Origin of the sequence: Apibacter sp. HY039 (genome assembly GCF_004023655.1) — a bacterium.
GTDB classification, from domain to species: domain Bacteria; phylum Bacteroidota; class Bacteroidia; order Flavobacteriales; family Weeksellaceae; genus Apibacter; species Apibacter raozihei.
This window is the reverse complement of record NZ_SAYM01000001.1, coordinates 82,852-99,136: the sequence shown is the minus strand read 5'-3', so window position 1 is coordinate 99,136 and position 16,285 is coordinate 82,852. Positions and strand designations below refer to the sequence as shown.

Here is a 16,285-nt window from a genome sequence, read left to right as displayed (position 1 = left end):
TTATTTTTGATAAGTTTTAGAATCAAGCATTATAGGAGACCATTGTTCTAAAAAATTTTTAACACGCTCTATGTTATATCCATTTTCTCCATTTTCTAAATAATCCGATTGTTGCGTATGTATTTTTACTCCGTTCTGATTAAGTATTACAAATACAGGAAATCCAAACCTTTGCGGAAATTCATATTTAGTCAACAATTCTTCATTTTTATTTTCTTTTGAATAATTAAGATTATACACTAAAAAATTTTTGTTTATGATATTTTGAATTTCCGGAGTCTCTTTAATAAGTTGGTGGAATCTTAAACACCATTGGCACCAGTTTCCGCCTATTTGTATAAGTACAAATTTATTTTCTTTTTGAGCCACAGACAATAGTGAGTCAATTTTTTGCTCAGCATTTTCCAAAGGACTGTATAATTTTTTAACTTGAGAATGTACCAGCTGAGAAATTATAAATAAAAAGATAATCCAAATTTTTTTCATTTTTTCATTTTTTTGTCTTCGCTTTCAGCTTTTTCTTCAGCATTTAAAATGTCTAATTGTTTTGAAGGTAATTTATTTTTTAAATTTTTTATGACTCGGTCATATATGTGTTGCATATCTTCAATATTGGAATAGTAGTAACTAAAACTTTGTTGGAAAGTTTCTTTTGATATTTTATATTTTTTAAAAATAGCAATATAAGTATCAGAAGCTATTTCATCATTTAATGGAAGCTCCGCAGGGGTTTGTTTATAAAGGTAAATATCCGTCATTATATCAACCATTTCCTCCTTAGATAATAGATCTTCAGGTTTATCCAATGCATGCTGGCAAGAGGATAAAACGCACAAAAAAAATAAAGTGATTAATATCTGTTTCATAATTTTCCTGTTAAAGCCATTATTTTCATCTTTATCACTCCAAAAACTGCTTCGCTAATAATTGCACCGCTCATTTTAGATTCTCCTTTAGTTCTATCAGTAAAAATAATGGGTACTTCTACAATTTTAAATTTTTTGCAATAGGTTCTGAATTTCATTTCGATTTGAAACCCGTATCCAACCAATTTCACCTTATCTAAAGGTAAAGATTCTAATACCTTTCTCGTAAAACAAATAAATCCAGCGGTTGAATCATGTACTGGGAGACCTGTTACCATTCGTACATACTTTGATGCAAAAAAAGAAAGTAAAACCCGATTCATGGGCCAGTTGACTACATTTACACCTTGAGAGTATCTGGATCCTACAGCCATATCAGCACCATTTAAACAAGCCTCATATAAACGGGGTATATCTTCAGGATTATGAGAAAAGTCTGCATCCATTTCAAAGATATAATCATATCCATTTGATAACGCCCATTTAAATCCGTGAATATACGCCCGGCCTAATCCGTCTTTTGCTTTTCTTTCCTCCAGAAATAGTTGTTCCGGATATTGGGATTGTAGTTTTTTTACTATAGCTCCGGTACCGTCCGGAGAAGAATCATCAACTACTAAAACATGAAATGTGTTTTCAAGGTTTAGAACTTTTAAAATAATATCCTGAATATTTTCTTTTTCGTTGTAAGTAGGTATGATGACTAATTTGTTTGTCATTATTTATATTAATATATTATTTTAAAAATTAATTTTTGTGTGCGGATTTACCATCAATATAACCATTATACAAATAGTTTCAATTGTTAGTAACATAAATAAAGAAGAAGTTAATATGTGCTTTGAATAGTTATAGTTCATTACTGATAAGCTTCTAAAACGTGTGAAAAATGAGGTTAGTATACTTTCAAACAAAAAATTAAACGTACTCTTTAAATGAGAACAGGAATGAATTTCAACAAATGAGTCTTTGGTCCCAATACATATTTTGGAACCGGCTATTTTCATATAATTGACTAATAGCCATACGAATTGTTGAAAAAACAAACTTCTCATTATTCATTTATAGAAACAAAAGTACAAATTTATACACAGAGATTTTTACTTATCTATAAAATATGAAAATTCCAGTAACCCGTCTGTTTCCTCTTCAGCATCTTCGAAAAGAGATATCAGTTTTTGGAATTTGTCTAAAGACGTTAGATTGAGATTATGAAATTCAATTTTTACAGGTAATTCAATCATTCCGGTTAAAGCATCCCATAAGCCGTCTCGATTATTAACGAAATCGGAATTTATCTCGAATTTATTTCTAAATTGAGAGTAAAAATCAGTAGATTTTCTGATAGTATTAAAGTCAAAATTGATTGTTTTCATTTTTTTTCAAATGTTTTATAGTGATCATGAGTTATGAAAATTAATCCATCAGATGAAAATATAACCCGTTCAGCTCCTCTTTGGTTGCATTGATAATTAATGTCAGCTTCAAACCAAATTCTTCCTTTTTTAAAAGGAAGTTTATTTTCTCTATTAGTAAATAGATCTCCGCCAATAATTTTGCCTGGCAGAATTTTACACAGGTTTCCCTGTTCAGGTTTCCAACCTGATTTTCTTGCCTCTTTCTTTGTTATATAATATGTTGGTAAAGAATGATGCAAACGAATATAAGGAACTACAACATTTTCAGAGCTTAATTCTTGTACGTCAAATTGTTGTATATTAACATGTTGTTTGGCATTTTTATAGCTGAATATAATGCCGGTAATGATTAATAATCCAAAAAGAATTGTATAAATTAGGGTTTGTTTTTTTAATAACATTTGTTAAAAAGATAAAAATAAGAAGTAAAATTATCAAAAAATCAGTAAGTTTCTTATTTTTGGACAAATTTATTGTACATCATGAATATTGAAAGCGATAAAAATCCAAAGATCAAAAATTTAGTCAAACTACTTGAAAAGAGCCGGGAAAGAAAGTCTCAGCGGAAATTTGTAGTAGAAGGCAGGCAGGAAAATTTTTTTGCTTTAGAAAATAATTTTCAACCTTTAGAATTTTATATTCAGCCGGAAATATTTAAAAGTTCATTAAAATTGCCTCAGTCAGTACCTTTATATGAAGTATCAGCTACAGTATATAATAAATTAGCATATCGTAAGATTACTGAAGGAATAATTGGAGTTTTTGAGTATGAAGTAAAAAAGCTTCCTGAAATGTCTATGTCCGAAACACCGTTTATCTTGGTTATAGAATCAATTGAAAAGCCGGGTAATTTAGGAGCTATATGCAGAACTGCCGATGCTTTTGGTGCAGATATGGTAATCGTATGTGAAGAAAAAACAGATATTTATAATCCTAATGTCATACGCTCATCTGTTGGCAGCTTTTTCAATGTACCTGTAATATCGGCAACAAATGAAGAAGTTTACACATTTCTTACTAATAAATCAATAAACCTCTACGGAACCTTTATGAATGAGCAATCGATTAGTGTTCAGAATGCGGATTTGGCTTCTTCCTGTGCTATACTATTTGGTACTGAGCATCAGGGAGTTTCGGATTATTGGAGAGAAAGAATTGATAAAAATGTTTTAATTCCTATGAAAGGGAAGATAGATTCCTTGAATGTAAGCAACGCAGTAGCTATTATAAGTTATGAGGTAGAACGGCAAAGAATTGCTCCAGAAAAGGCATAAAGGGGATTTTTTAAAGTGTTTTTACTTATTATGTCATAAAAATATATTACTTTTGTCCTTTATTTATAGTGATACAGGTGGTTGAAAAAAATAATTAGACAAAGAAAAAGTCCATTAATTTTGTTTTTGTTAATGTAAAGTTCAAAATACAAAATATAATGTAAAAAAATAACACTAAATGACTTAATAAAGTAACACTAAAAATTTGTACACTATGTTTGAAATTTTTAAAGACAAATCAGGGGCTTTTCGTTTTAGACTTAAAGCCAAAAATGGACAGATTATCCTTGCTAGCGAAGGATATACTCAAAAAACGAACTGTCAGAAAGGAGTAAGCTCTGTGAAAAGAAATTCTAAAAATGAAGATCGTTTTGAATTGAAACAGAGTTCTAACAAAAAATGGTTCTTTAATTTAAAGGCAGGTAACGGCCAGATAGTAGGAACCAGCGAACTTTATGACAATGAAGCAAGTGCTAAAAATGGTGTTAAATCAGTGATGAACAATGCACCAACGGCAGAAACAGTTGATTTATCAAAATAATTAATTGTGTAAGCCTAAATTTTTAGGTTTTTGAGTATTTACAAAAAAAGTAACTGTGAAGATTAATCTTCACAGTTTTTTATTTTAATAAACTAAAATTTGTTTATTCTAAAACAGATTTAATTCTACGAACAGCCTCTTTCAGATCCTCTTCAGAAGCAGCGTAAGAAAGACGGATGCAATTTTTGTCACCGAAAGATACTCCGCCAACAGTAGCAACATGAGCTTTTTCTAAAAGCATAAGAGAAAAATCATCTGAATCCTTAATTTCGTGTCCTTGAATAGTTTTTCCAAAAAATGAAGATATATCCGGGAAGAAATAAAATGCACCAGCAGGCTTATTAACCTTAACTCCAGGAATTTCCTGTAGTAGATTAAAAACTAAGTCTCTTCTGTTCTTAAAACCATCAATCATATAATTGATTACTGAAGGATCTGCTTCAACAGCTGTGATAGATGCCATTTGAGCGATACAGTTAGCACCGGAAGTCATTTGACCCTGTATCTTGTCACAAGCATCTGTGAGCCAGGCCGGAGCGCCCATATAGCCGATTCTCCACCCGGTCATTGAATATGATTTGGATACTCCGTTAATGGTGGCTGTTTGTTCAAAAACTTCAGGGAACTGAGCAATACTTTCGTGTTTTCCTTCGTAATTTATGTATTCATAAATTTCATCTGAGATGATAATAATGTTTGGGTGTTTTGCTAATACTTTAGCCAAGGCATGTAATTCATCTTTAGTATAAACAGTTCCGGATGGGTTACATGGTGAGCTGAATAAGAAAGCTTTGGTTTTTGGAGTAATAGCTTTTTCTAACTGTTCAGGAGTTATTTTAAAATCTGTATCAATGGTAGTGTCAACTACCACGTTTTCTCCTCCGGCAAGTTTAACCATCTCGAAATAGCTAACCCAGTATGGTGCAGGAACAATTACCTCATCTCCATCATTTACGATGGATAATAAAACATTGATGATTGATTGTTTTCCTCCATTGGAAACAATAATTTGATTCGGTTTGTAATCCAAATTGTTATCGCGTTTGAACTTATCAGAGATAGCCTTTCTTAACTCAGCATATCCGGGTACAGGTGTATATGACTTTACACCATCATTAATAGCCTTTATAGCAGATTCCCTTACAAATTCAGGGATATCATAATCAGGTTCACCTAAGGTAAGACTAATGACATTAACTCCTTGAGCTTTTAATTCTCTTGCTTTGTTCGACATTACAAAAGTTTGAGAATAACTGAGACGATTAATACGATCTGATAATAGATTCATTGTTGCGATTATTTTTTTAATACTCAAAATTACAGCATTTTTTCGAAAAATTAATAGTTTTTTATGAGATTAAGAAAATTATTTAATCTATTCATTATCAAGACAAGTTAAGTGTTTTAAGGAATATATTTTTTATGTACTTTTGTAAACTTATTTAATTATTAGGTTTGAGGAGAAAAAGAAATATTCAAATAGATAATCTAGAGCTGGTTACGGCTGGTGCAAAAGGTGTGGCTATAGGCCGGACAGAAGAAGGGAAAACAGTATTAGTTTCCAATGCAGTTCCTGGTGATATAGTTAACGTACAGGTAGTTAAATCGAAGAAAAATTATTTTGAAGCAAAAATAGTAAGTTTTTTAAAGTATTCTGATGACCGAGTAGAGCCAAAATGTATGCATTTTGGAGTTTGTGGAGGTTGTAAATGGCAAAATCTCTCGTACGATAAACAATTAGAGTATAAAGAGAAAGAAGTATACGGTAATCTAACAAGAATAGGGAAAATAGAAGATTTTTCTTACTTACCTATCTGTTCATCTAAAGAGCAGTATAACTATCGTAATAAGATGGAATTTTCTTTTTCAAATGCCCGATGGTTAACTCTTGAAGAAATACAGTCTGGTAATGAAATACAGGAAAAAGATGCCTTAGGATTTCATATACCTCAACAATGGAGTAAAGTCCTTGATTTAAAAGAGTGTTTTTTACAGGCGGAACCTTCAAATACTATTCGTAATAAGGTTAAAAAATTTGCCTTGGAACAAGGAATGGAATTTTATGATATTAAAGAGCAGAAAGGTTTTTTACGCACATTGATGATACGCTCGAATTCTAAAAATGAGATTCTGATTTTAGTTCAATTTTTTAAAGAAATAAAGGAACAGAGAGAAGCAATTCTCTCATTTATAAAAGAAGAGTTTCCTGAGGTAAAAACAGTTATGTATGCTATTAATCCTAAAGGTAATGATAGTATTTACGATTTAGATGTTCAGGTTTATTCCGGAGATGGATATATCACAGAAGAAATTGAAGGTTTAAAATTTAAAATTGGTCCTAAATCCTTTTTTCAAACAAATTATAATCAAGCAGTTAATCTTTATGAGATAACAAGAGATTTTGCAGAATTAAATGGGGATGAAATCGTTTACGATCTATATACAGGTACAGGAACTATTGCTCAGTTTGTTTCCAGAAAAGCAAAAAAAGTTATAGGAGTTGAAGCTGTACCTGAAGCTATTGAAGCGGCAAAAATGAATGCAGAGTACAATGAGGTTACAAACTGTACATTTTATTGTGGAGATATGAAGGAGATTTTTACTGATGAATTTATCTCACAAAATGGAAGGCCGGATGTAATAATCACTGATCCTCCGAGAGATGGTATGCATAAAAATGTTGTAGAAACGATATTGAGAATAAGTCCGAGAAAATTAGTTTATGTTAGTTGTAATTCAGCAACACAGGCTAGAGATTTGGAACTAATGAGAGATAAATATGAAGTTATCAAAGTTCAGGCGGTAGATATGTTTCCACAGACGCATCACGTAGAAAGTGTTGCATTATTAAAATTGAAGTAAAATGTATATAAAAAGGCTAAATATTATAGGTTTTTGCCTATTATTTATAACTGTTATTAATGCTTGCGTGGATGATGATATATGCGACAAACCTGTTACACCTAGGTTAACAATTGGATTTATAAATTCATTAGGAAGTCGCTATACTGTAGATACGCTATATGTGGATGAAGTAAGTTCAGGCGGAATAGTTACCAGAGGAAATAAGTTTGCAAGTATAGATAGTGTTAGATTACCGCTAAACAGTCAAGCAGAACAAACGGTTTTTTATTTTTATAATAGGAAAAATACTATTGACACAGATAAAGATATTATTACTGTAAAATACATTACAAGCCAAAAGTTTATATCAAAAGCATGTGGCTATAAAGTCATATTTGACAATGTCAGCTATGATTTGTCAAGAGCTGTTAATATGAAAGGAATAACTCCAAACACTTCACAAATTCATAATGAATCGAAAAACTTATTTGTTACTTATTAGCTTGTTTCTAGGAGTTTTCTCTTATTCACAACAACCAACAATAGACTCAACCTTTATTATTCCGAAGCAACGTCAAATGTTTGTAGGAGTAGATTTGTTTAATCCAATAGCTAGTTTTTTTTCAGATAAAAAAAACATTAGCGGATATATTTCCTACAAAATAAAAAATAGATGGTTAGCGGTTGGAGAACTAGGTTACGAAAAAAATATTTATAAATATAATGACTGGGACGTTTCAGCTAAAGGTGTTTTTGCGGAATTTGGAGTTAATTATATACTTACAAATAATTATGAAAATACCGGAGAAGGCTTTTTCATAGGAGCAAGATTCGCTTTTTCTCCCTATAAACAAACAATTAACCAATATCCTGTTAAAGGAGTAAATTCAGATGGTCAGACCCAAATAATTAGTTCATCTTCCTTACCTGAGAAAAATGTAAGTTCAGGGTGGTTTGAAGGTTTAGTTGGTGCAAAAGTACAATTAGGTCAATCTCCTTTTTATTTGGATTTTATGATTCGGCCTAAGTTTCTTATTTTCTCTAATAAACAGGAAGGTATAGATAATTTGGTTATTCCCGGCTATGGAAAAAATAAAGGAAATGCTAATATATCTTTATTCTGGGGAGTAAGCTATCGAATTTTTTAGATTTTAAATATTTGAAAATTAATAAATTAAATATATTTTTGTAAAATATTTTAATATGAATATTACAATTGTAGGTACAGGATATGTGGGATTAGTCTCAGGAACCTGTTTGGCAGATTTAGGGCATACGGTTCACTGTGTTGATGTTAATGAAGAAAAGGTTGAAATGATGAAGAAAGGTCGTGTGCCTATCTATGAACCGCAGCTTGAAGAAGTTTTCTTAAGAAATATACGAGGAGAGAGATTATTTTTCACCACAAATTTAAGTGAGGCAATTAAAGTTTCGAATGTGATCTTTTTAGCTCTTCCAACTCCTCCGGGAGAAGATGGCTCTGCGGATTTATCTTATGTGTTGGATGTAGCTGGCCAAATCGGAGAATTGATTACAGAATACACAATAGTTGTAAATAAGAGTACTGTTCCTGTAGGAACTTCTGAAAAAGTTAAAAGTATAATGAAGTCTAAAACCAGCATTCCTTTTGACGTTGTATCAAACCCTGAATTTTTAAGAGAAGGATATGCAGTGGAAGATTTTATGAATCCGGAAAGAGTAATTGTGGGTTCAAGTTCTCAACGAGCATTTGAGGTAATGGATCGTATATATTTGCCATTAACAAACATTGGTGTTACGTTAATTCAAATGGATGAAAAATCTTCAGAGTTAACCAAATATGCTTCCAATTCTTTTCTTGCGACTAAGATCACTTTTATGAACGAAATAGCTAATTATTGTGAGAAAGTAGGAGCAGATGTTGATAAAGTCAGAATGGGAATGGGCTCTGATGAACGAATAGGAAATCGTTTTTTATTTCCAGGGATTGGCTATGGAGGAAGTTGCTTTCCTAAAGATGTTAAGGCTTTAATTAAAAGTGGTAAAGAAGTAGGATATAATTTTAAGATTTTAGAATCAGTTGAAGAAATAAATATAAAGCAAAAAACTATCTTAGTACCTGAAATCGAAAAATATTTAGGAAATTTAAATGGAGCTAAAATTGCAATCTGGGGCTTAGCATTTAAAGAAAACACCGATGATATAAGAGAGGCATCGTCATTGGAAATAATAGAAAAACTGTTGAGTAAAGGAGCTAATGTAATTGCGTATGATTCTATAGCAATGGAAAATGTGAAAAAAGTGTTGGGAAATAAGATTTCTTATGCAAAAAACATGTATGAATGTGTAGAAGATGCCGAAGCATTGGTAGTAGTAACCGAATGGGGAGAGTTTAAAAATCCACATTTTGATATTTTAACAAAAAAAATGAAAAACAAAGCTATTTTCGACGGTAGGAACCTATACAATCTGGAAGAATTGGCATCACATGGTTTTTATTATAAAAGTATAGGCAGAAAATTAATTAAATAGTAGAAAAAAATGAAAAAAATTATAATAACAGGAGGGGCAGGATTTATAGGGTCACATGTAGTTAGAAGGTTTGTAAATCAATATCCTGAATATCAGATTTTGAATTTGGATTCTTTATCCTATGCTGGGAATTTAGAAAATTTAAAAGATATTGAAGATTGTCAAAATTATTCATTTGTTAAAGCAGATATTACAGATGAGCAACAAATCAGTAAAATATTTTCTGAATTTCAACCTGACGGAATTATACATTTAGCTGCTGAATCTCATGTAGATCGATCTATAACTTCACCGTTGGAATTTGTTAAAACGAATATTATAGGAACTGTTAATTTACTTCATGCAGCCAAAGAATGCTGGAAAAACTCCTTTGAAGGAAAAAGGTTTCACCATATCTCAACAGACGAAGTATTTGGAGCTTTAGGTAATGAAGGGTTTTTTACTGAAGAAACTAAGTATGATCCGCATTCCCCTTATTCTGCATCCAAGGCATCATCAGATCATTTTGTAAGAGCCTATTCAGACACCTATGGTTTACCTATCGTTATTACCAATTGCTCTAATAATTATGGACCTAACCATTTTCCTGAAAAATTAATTCCTTTAATGATTCATAACATCATAAATAAAAAGCCTTTACCGGTTTATGGAGATGGAAATTATACTAGAGACTGGCTATATGTTATAGATCATGCAATAGCTATTGATTTAGTTTTTCATCAAGGTAAAAACCAAGAAAATTATAATGTTGGAGGATTCAACGAGTGGAAAAACATTGATTTGGTTCATTTATTATGTAATTTAATGGATGAAAAATTAGGTCGGAAAAACGGAGAGAGCGCTGAATTAATAACGTTTGTAAAAGATCGCCCGGGGCATGATTTACGTTATGCCATAGATGCTACAAAAATCAATGAGGAATTAGGCTGGAAGCCTAGTGTCACTTTTGAAGAAGGTCTGGATAAGACCGTTGAATGGTATTTAGCTAATAAAGACTGGTTAGAGAACGTGACCAGTGGGGCTTATCAAAAATATTATCAACAGCAATATCAATAATTTCAAAGGAAATGAAAAATATACAAATACTATTTTTTACAATATTATTCATTGCTTGTTCCTGTTCTCAAAAACAAGAGCAAATACCTGAAGAAAAAAAGTATGAAAAAGAAAATCTGGCTTTTACATTACCGATAGGATGGAGTGTAAAACAAGACAGTATCAATAATGAAGTAAGATATTTGGAGTTAGATAAAGTCGGGAATTATCAAATAGAAAATACGATAGGAATTACTATCTATAGAAAACCACTTTCTTTTGATTCAACAATGAATGATCAAATCAATAAGTTGAAATTTTATTATCAAAGAGTCAACTTTAAAGTAACCGAAGATAAAATCAAATCAAAATTAGCAGGGTTTGAAGTTTTAGTTAGTTCATATGTAGCAGATGATACTAAAAATGCAAAAGTATATGGAGATATATATATTTTTGAAGTTCAAAAAAACACAGTGATTGTTCAGGCCGTTGATTTAAAAAACAAATCGGACAGATCTGATTTTAATAAAATATTTAAAGGATTTATTATAAAATAATATGAAAGGAATTATATTGGCCGGAGGTTCGGGAACAAGATTATACCCATTAACTATTGCTGTTAGTAAACAGCTGATGCCTGTTTATGATAAACCCATGATTTATTATCCTTTGTCTGTTTTGCTTGATGCGGATATTACAGAAATATTAATAATAACCACCCCACATGATCAGGAAGGATTTAAGAAACTTTTAGGAGATGGTTCAGATTTAGGGTGTAAGCTTACTTATGAAATACAATATGAACCTAATGGTCTTGCTCAAGCATTTGTTATAGGAGAACAATTTATAGGGAAAGATTCTGTCGCATTAATATTAGGAGATAATATTTTTTATGGTTCTGGATTAGGGAAATTATTAAGAGAGAAAACCCAATTAAATGGAGCAGTGGTTTTTGCTTATCACGTAAACGATCCGGAACGATATGGCGTAGTTGAATTTGATGAAAATATGAAAGCAATTTCTATTGAAGAAAAGCCAGAAATACCTAAGTCAAACTATGCGGTTCCCGGATTATATTTTTATGATAACAAGGTAGTAAAAATTGCTAAAAATTTACAGCCTTCGAAAAGAGGAGAATATGAAATTACAGATGTTAATAAAGAATATCTTGAAAAAGGTGATTTAGAAGTCGGAGTTTTAGATAGAGGGACGGCCTGGCTCGATACTGGAACTTTTGATTCTTTACATGATGCAACAGAATATATCCGGGTAATTGAGAAAAGACAAGGAATAAAAATAGGCTGTATTGAAGAAACTGCTTTTAAAAGGGGATTCATATCAAGAGAAAAATTACATGAAATTGCTGATAAGTATGGAAAAAGCGGATATGGTTCCTATTTAAAAAATATTACTTATCATAAACACTAAAAATTAATGGATAATACATTAAAAAACAACAAAGAAGAGCAGGTTTGGACTGATGAAATATCTTCAAAACATTCTTTATTTGATTTAAGTTTAAAAGAGGTTTGGAGATACCGTGATCTGGTCTATATGCTCGTAAAAAAAGATTTTATAACATCATTTAAACAAACGGTTTTGGGGCCTATATGGTTTTTTGTTAATCCCATTCTTACTACGTTAATGTATATCATTATTTTTGGAAGAGTTGCAGGTTTATCAACAGATGGAGCTCCAATGTTAGCTTTTTATTTAGCTGGAGTAACTTTATGGAACTATTTTTCAACATCTTTAAATAGTACATCTAATGTATTTGTAAATAATGCAGGGGTTTTTGGTAAAGTTTATTTCCCTAGATTAGTAATGCCAATTTCGATCGTATTATCTAACTTGATGAGATTTTTTGTTCAATATTTCCTTTTTATTATTGTTATAGCTTATTACTATATAAAAGGAGAGATACATCCTAACCTTTGGATATTGGCTACACCTTATTTGATTTTACTGATGGCCGTATTTGCTATGGGGGGAGGAATGATCTTTTCATCAATGACTACTAAATATAAAGATTTATCCATGCTGTTAGGCTTTGGGGTTTCACTTTATATGTATCTAACCCCAGTTATAGTACCCATATCCTCATTTCCTAAAAAATATAAGTGGTTAATGGATATTAATCCATTAACAGGTATATTTGAATGCTTTAAATATGGATATTTAGGAGTCGGGGAATTTAGTATTAACATGTTATTATACTCAACAGTTCTGATTTTTATGATTTTTTTTATTGGTATAATAGTTTTTAATAAAGTACAAAAAAGTTTTATGGATACGGTTTAATCCTGTTAAAAAATTTAATATGAGTAAAATGTTAGCGATTAAAGCTGAAAATATATCTAAACAGTATCGTTTAGGTCAGGTGGGTACAGGAACTGTTGTACACGACTTAAACAGGTGGTGGGCGAGCTTGAGAGGAAATGAAGATCCCTATTTAAAAGTGGGGGAAGTGAATGATAGAACGCAAAAAGGAAATACTGATTATGTGTGGTCCCTACAAGATATAAATTTTGAAATTGAAAAGGGGCAAGCAATAGGCATTATAGGGAGGAACGGAGCAGGAAAATCGACTTTGTTAAAATTACTTAGTAAAGTAACGCAACCAACAACCGGAGATTTTAAAATAAATGGTAGAATAGCTTCATTATTAGAAGTAGGTACAGGATTTAATCCAGAAATGACTGGGCGAGAAAATATCTTTTTAAATGGAGCTATATTGGGAATGACTCGTCGTGAAATAAGGAATAAATTTGACGAAATTGTTGATTTTTCAGGATGTGAACGATATATAGATACACCCGTTAAAAGATACTCTTCAGGAATGTACGTACGACTAGCATTTGCTGTAGCTGCGTACTTAGAGTCTGAAATATTAATTGTAGATGAAGTCTTGGCCGTAGGAGATGCAGAATTTCAGAAAAAATGTTTAGGCAAGATGAATGATGTTTCTAAAGGACAGGGCAGGACAGTATTGTTTGTCAGTCATAACATGTTGTCTATAAAAAAATTATGTCAAAAAGGAATTCTTTTAGAAAATGGAAGACTTACTTATGAAGGGAATATTGATGCCGCTATTAAACTTTATAATACAGAAAATATTAACAGAGATAAGGAAATAAAATGGAACGAAAATGATGCTCCAGGAAATTCATTAGCTAAAATTTTATCTATTAAGGCTTCCTGTCTCTCCAATGAATTTAATATTAATGAGGATATAAAATTAGAATTTGAGTTTTTGAATTATATACATTTACAAAAGCTGAATATTTCCTTTTCAATTTTTACAGAAGATGATATCTACGTACTCTCCTCCCCTAATCTTAATCGACCTGAATTTGAGTTAGGCATACATAAGTCAATATGTATTATACCCAAAGATCTATTAAATTCAGGCATATATTTTATCACAGTATTACTTGTGGGAGAAAATTTTAAAATCATTACTGAGCTAGATAAAATTATTAAGCTTGATTTGAAAGATGTATTAGAAGGTAGAAGTGATTATATTGGTACTTGGAATGGGGTAGTGAGACCTAAATTGAAATGGGATAATGTTTAATTTTTTAAAAAAATCAAAAGTGGATTTACTTATGTATGACAGTATCTTTCCAAATCCTATTTCAGGATTTAGAATGGCTGAATTCATAGCTATACTTTCTCAATACAAAAATTCTAGAATTATTGTAGATCCAAAAGATTATCATATATTCAATCAATCTGATTTAGATCATATTAAAGACTTAAGGCTTTTAAAGAATGCATATCCGGCTGTTTATGCAAAAACTTACAAAGGTTCAGTTAACCAAATACAACATATCCAATCTCGATTGTTTTACTGTGTTTTTCTTAATATAATTTATGAGTGTTTACCTTTCCTAGAGAAAAGCAAAAAAAATTTTTTATTTACTTTATATCCTGGAGGAGGGTTTAATATAAAAGATAAAATTGCTTTAGAAAAGTTAAAAGTTGTATTACAATCACCCTATTTTAAGGGAGTAATTGTCACACAAGAATTTACAAAACAATTTTTAATACAAAATTATAATTGTCCTGAAGATAAAATATACTATATTTTTGGAGGAATAATTCCTCAAAGTTCCATTAACAATCAGAGGTTAAGAGTTTATAAAAATAGTATGACCTTAAACCTTTGTTTTTGTGCTGCAAGATATATGAAAAATGGACTTGATAAGGGGTATGATATATTTGTCGAAGTAGCTAAAGTTTTGCTAGATAAAAAATACAATGTACATTTTAATGTAATAGGAGGACACGAAGAACATGATATTCCATTAGAACAGTATAAAAATAGTTTTACTTTTTATGGATATAAAAAATATGAAGAATTATCTAAAATATTTCTGGAACAAGACTTTATATTATCACCTAACAGGCCCTTTACGCTAAGCGACGGTTCTTTTGATGGATTTCCTTTAGGAGCGGTAGTGGAGGCGGCATTAAATGGGGTAATTCCCATTTTAACTGACGAACTAAAACAAAATTCACAATTTAGCGAATCAGAGTTAATTGTAGTCAAACCAAACGTTATGGAAATTGTTAATACTGTAGAAAATTTATTAAAGAATGAACAAAAAATTGAATTTATGTCTCAAAAAATTCAATTAAAATGTAGAGAGATTTATTCTAACTCTAATCAACTTAATGAAAGATTAAAAATTTTTGAAAAATATTTATGATTAATGTAACCCAACCTTTTTTACCTCCTAAGGAAGAGTATTTGAAGTATATAGATGCCATTTGGAAAAGAAATTGGCTTACGAATATGGGGCCTTTAGCAAGCCAACTTGAGATGGAACTGAAGAATTATTTGAAACTTAAACATTTACTTTTTGTTACAAATGGTACTGTGGCTCTTCAAATGGCAGTAAAAGCTCTTAAATTGAAAGGAGAAATTATTACAACTCCGTTTTCTTTTGTAGCTACAACAAGCACAATAGTATGGGAATCATGTACACCTGTTTTTGTGGATATAGATTCAAAAAGTTTATGTATTGATCCTAAAAAAATAGAAGAAGCTATTACGGATAAAACAAGTGCTATTTTAGCAACACATGTATATGGAAATCCGTGTGATGTAGAAGCTATAGATATTATTGCTAAGAAGCATAACTTAAAAGTGATTTATGATGCTGCTCATGCGTTTGGAGTAGAAGTAAATGGGAAATCCATATTTGAGTATGGTGATATTTCTACATGTTCGCTCCATGCTACTAAGCTTTACCATAGTATAGAGGGAGGATTAATAATCACAAAAAATTCGGAGTTGTTAAAAAAATTAGCGCTTATCAGAAATTTTGGAATTTCGGGATTTGATTCTTTTTCAGAGTTAGGTATTAATGGGAAGAATTCCGAATTCCATGCTGCGATGGGGCTGGCAAATTTAAAATATATTTCAGAAATACATAACAAAAGGAAAGCTCTTGATGAAATTTATAGTGAAAAGCTTAAAAATTTAAAAGCCGTAAAACCTCTTTGGCATCCCAATGCAAACAATAATTACGCATATTATCCAATAATTTTTGAAAGTGAAATGTTGCTTCTGAATATTAAATCAGAACTAGATAAACAAGAAATTTTCACAAGGCGATATTTTTATCCAAGCTTAGCTTCATCACTACCCTATCTGCCAAAAATAGAGCTTCCAATCACAGAAGACATATCAAAAAGAATTTTATGTCTTCCTTTATATTATGATCTTACTTTTGAAGAGATTGAACTGATAGCTAGAATTATGTTAAGAATCCAAAATAATTAATT

At 30.9% G+C, this 16,285-nt stretch carries 19 protein-coding genes; 13 read left to right on the top strand and 6 right to left on the bottom strand.

Going from position 1 to position 16,285, the window contains the following annotated elements:
• The 5 genes from EQ921_RS00485 to EQ921_RS00465 all read right to left on the bottom strand — a co-directional run bounded on the left by EQ921_RS00485 (position 1) and on the right by EQ921_RS00465 (position 2,685).
• Positions 1-486, bottom strand: a complete 486-nt coding sequence (locus EQ921_RS00485; protein ID WP_128330163.1) for a thioredoxin family protein — start codon at positions 484-486, stop codon at positions 1-3.
• Positions 483-866 (bottom strand): DUF4296 domain-containing protein, encoded by a 384-nt coding sequence (locus EQ921_RS00480; protein ID WP_128150097.1) that lies wholly within the window; start codon positions 864-866, stop codon positions 483-485. The genes EQ921_RS00485 and EQ921_RS00480 overlap by 4 nt, the downstream gene beginning before the upstream one ends.
• On the bottom strand, positions 863-1,585 hold the full coding sequence (locus EQ921_RS00475; protein ID WP_128330162.1) for a polyprenol monophosphomannose synthase: 723 nt from the start codon (positions 1,583-1,585) through the stop codon (positions 863-865). Before EQ921_RS00475 ends, EQ921_RS00480 begins: the two co-directional genes overlap by 4 nt.
• Positions 1,586-1,966: 381 nt before the next feature.
• Complete coding sequence (locus tag EQ921_RS00470) at positions 1,967-2,242, bottom strand: barstar family protein (RefSeq protein ID WP_128150093.1); 276 nt, start codon at positions 2,240-2,242, stop codon at positions 1,967-1,969.
• On the bottom strand, positions 2,239-2,685 hold the full coding sequence (locus tag EQ921_RS00465) for a ribonuclease domain-containing protein (RefSeq protein ID WP_128330161.1): 447 nt from the start codon (positions 2,683-2,685) through the stop codon (positions 2,239-2,241). Before EQ921_RS00465 ends, EQ921_RS00470 begins: the two co-directional genes overlap by 4 nt.
• 81 nt (positions 2,686-2,766) lie before the next feature.
• On the opposite strand from EQ921_RS00465, the gene EQ921_RS00460 reads away from it, so the two are divergent.
• Together EQ921_RS00460 and EQ921_RS00455 are read left to right on the top strand one after the other, a co-directional pair.
• Positions 2,767-3,558, top strand: a complete 792-nt coding sequence (locus EQ921_RS00460; RefSeq protein WP_128330160.1) for an RNA methyltransferase — start codon at positions 2,767-2,769, stop codon at positions 3,556-3,558.
• Between the two features lie 214 nt (positions 3,559-3,772).
• A complete protein-coding gene (locus EQ921_RS00455; protein WP_128150087.1) occupies positions 3,773-4,099 on the top strand; it encodes a YegP family protein in 327 nt (108 codons plus the stop codon).
• A gap of 103 nt (positions 4,100-4,202) precedes the next feature.
• Here the strand turns inward: EQ921_RS00455 and EQ921_RS00450 are convergent, their stop codons facing one another.
• A complete protein-coding gene (locus EQ921_RS00450) occupies positions 4,203-5,387 on the bottom strand; it encodes a pyridoxal phosphate-dependent aminotransferase (protein ID WP_128150085.1) in 1,185 nt (394 codons plus the stop codon).
• 167 nt (positions 5,388-5,554) lie between these two features.
• Here EQ921_RS00450 and rlmD point away from each other — a divergent pair, with 167 nt between their 5' ends.
• The 11 genes from rlmD (at position 5,555) to EQ921_RS00395 (ending at position 16,283) form a co-directional block, all read left to right on the top strand.
• Positions 5,555-6,961 (top strand): 23S rRNA (uracil(1939)-C(5))-methyltransferase RlmD, encoded by a 1,407-nt coding sequence (rlmD, locus tag EQ921_RS00445; RefSeq protein ID WP_128330159.1) that lies wholly within the window; start codon positions 5,555-5,557, stop codon positions 6,959-6,961.
• Between the two features lie 163 nt (positions 6,962-7,124).
• A complete protein-coding gene (locus EQ921_RS00440; RefSeq protein WP_128330158.1) occupies positions 7,125-7,445 on the top strand; it encodes a DUF6452 family protein in 321 nt (106 codons plus the stop codon).
• Positions 7,414-8,091, top strand: a complete 678-nt coding sequence (locus tag EQ921_RS00435; RefSeq protein WP_128330157.1) for a DUF6048 family protein — start codon at positions 7,414-7,416, stop codon at positions 8,089-8,091. Before EQ921_RS00440 ends, EQ921_RS00435 begins: the two co-directional genes overlap by 32 nt.
• A gap of 55 nt (positions 8,092-8,146) precedes the next feature.
• A complete protein-coding gene (locus tag EQ921_RS00430; protein ID WP_128330156.1) occupies positions 8,147-9,454 on the top strand; it encodes a UDP-glucose/GDP-mannose dehydrogenase family protein in 1,308 nt (435 codons plus the stop codon).
• A 9-nt stretch (positions 9,455-9,463) separates the two neighbouring features.
• Complete coding sequence (gene rfbB, locus EQ921_RS00425; protein WP_128330155.1) at positions 9,464-10,510, top strand: dTDP-glucose 4,6-dehydratase; 1,047 nt, start codon at positions 9,464-9,466, stop codon at positions 10,508-10,510.
• A gap of 11 nt (positions 10,511-10,521) precedes the next feature.
• Positions 10,522-11,046, top strand: a complete 525-nt coding sequence (locus EQ921_RS00420) for a hypothetical protein (RefSeq protein ID WP_128330154.1) — start codon at positions 10,522-10,524, stop codon at positions 11,044-11,046.
• 1 nt (position 11,047) lies between these two features.
• On the top strand, positions 11,048-11,917 hold the full coding sequence (rfbA, locus tag EQ921_RS00415) for a glucose-1-phosphate thymidylyltransferase RfbA (RefSeq protein ID WP_128330153.1): 870 nt from the start codon (positions 11,048-11,050) through the stop codon (positions 11,915-11,917).
• A 6-nt stretch (positions 11,918-11,923) separates the two neighbouring features.
• Positions 11,924-12,790: an ABC transporter permease gene (locus EQ921_RS00410; RefSeq protein ID WP_128330152.1), complete on the top strand. Its 867-nt coding sequence runs from the start codon at positions 11,924-11,926 to the stop codon at positions 12,788-12,790.
• A 19-nt stretch (positions 12,791-12,809) separates the two neighbouring features.
• On the top strand, positions 12,810-14,066 hold the full coding sequence (locus EQ921_RS00405) for an ABC transporter ATP-binding protein (protein ID WP_164875555.1): 1,257 nt from the start codon (positions 12,810-12,812) through the stop codon (positions 14,064-14,066).
• Positions 14,067-14,085: 19 nt separating this feature from the next.
• Positions 14,086-15,204 (top strand): glycosyltransferase, encoded by a 1,119-nt coding sequence (locus EQ921_RS00400; RefSeq protein WP_164875554.1) that lies wholly within the window; start codon positions 14,086-14,088, stop codon positions 15,202-15,204.
• Complete coding sequence (locus tag EQ921_RS00395) at positions 15,201-16,283, top strand: DegT/DnrJ/EryC1/StrS aminotransferase family protein (protein WP_128330150.1); 1,083 nt, start codon at positions 15,201-15,203, stop codon at positions 16,281-16,283. The genes EQ921_RS00400 and EQ921_RS00395 overlap by 4 nt, the downstream gene beginning before the upstream one ends.
• Positions 16,284-16,285: the final 2 nt, after the last annotated feature.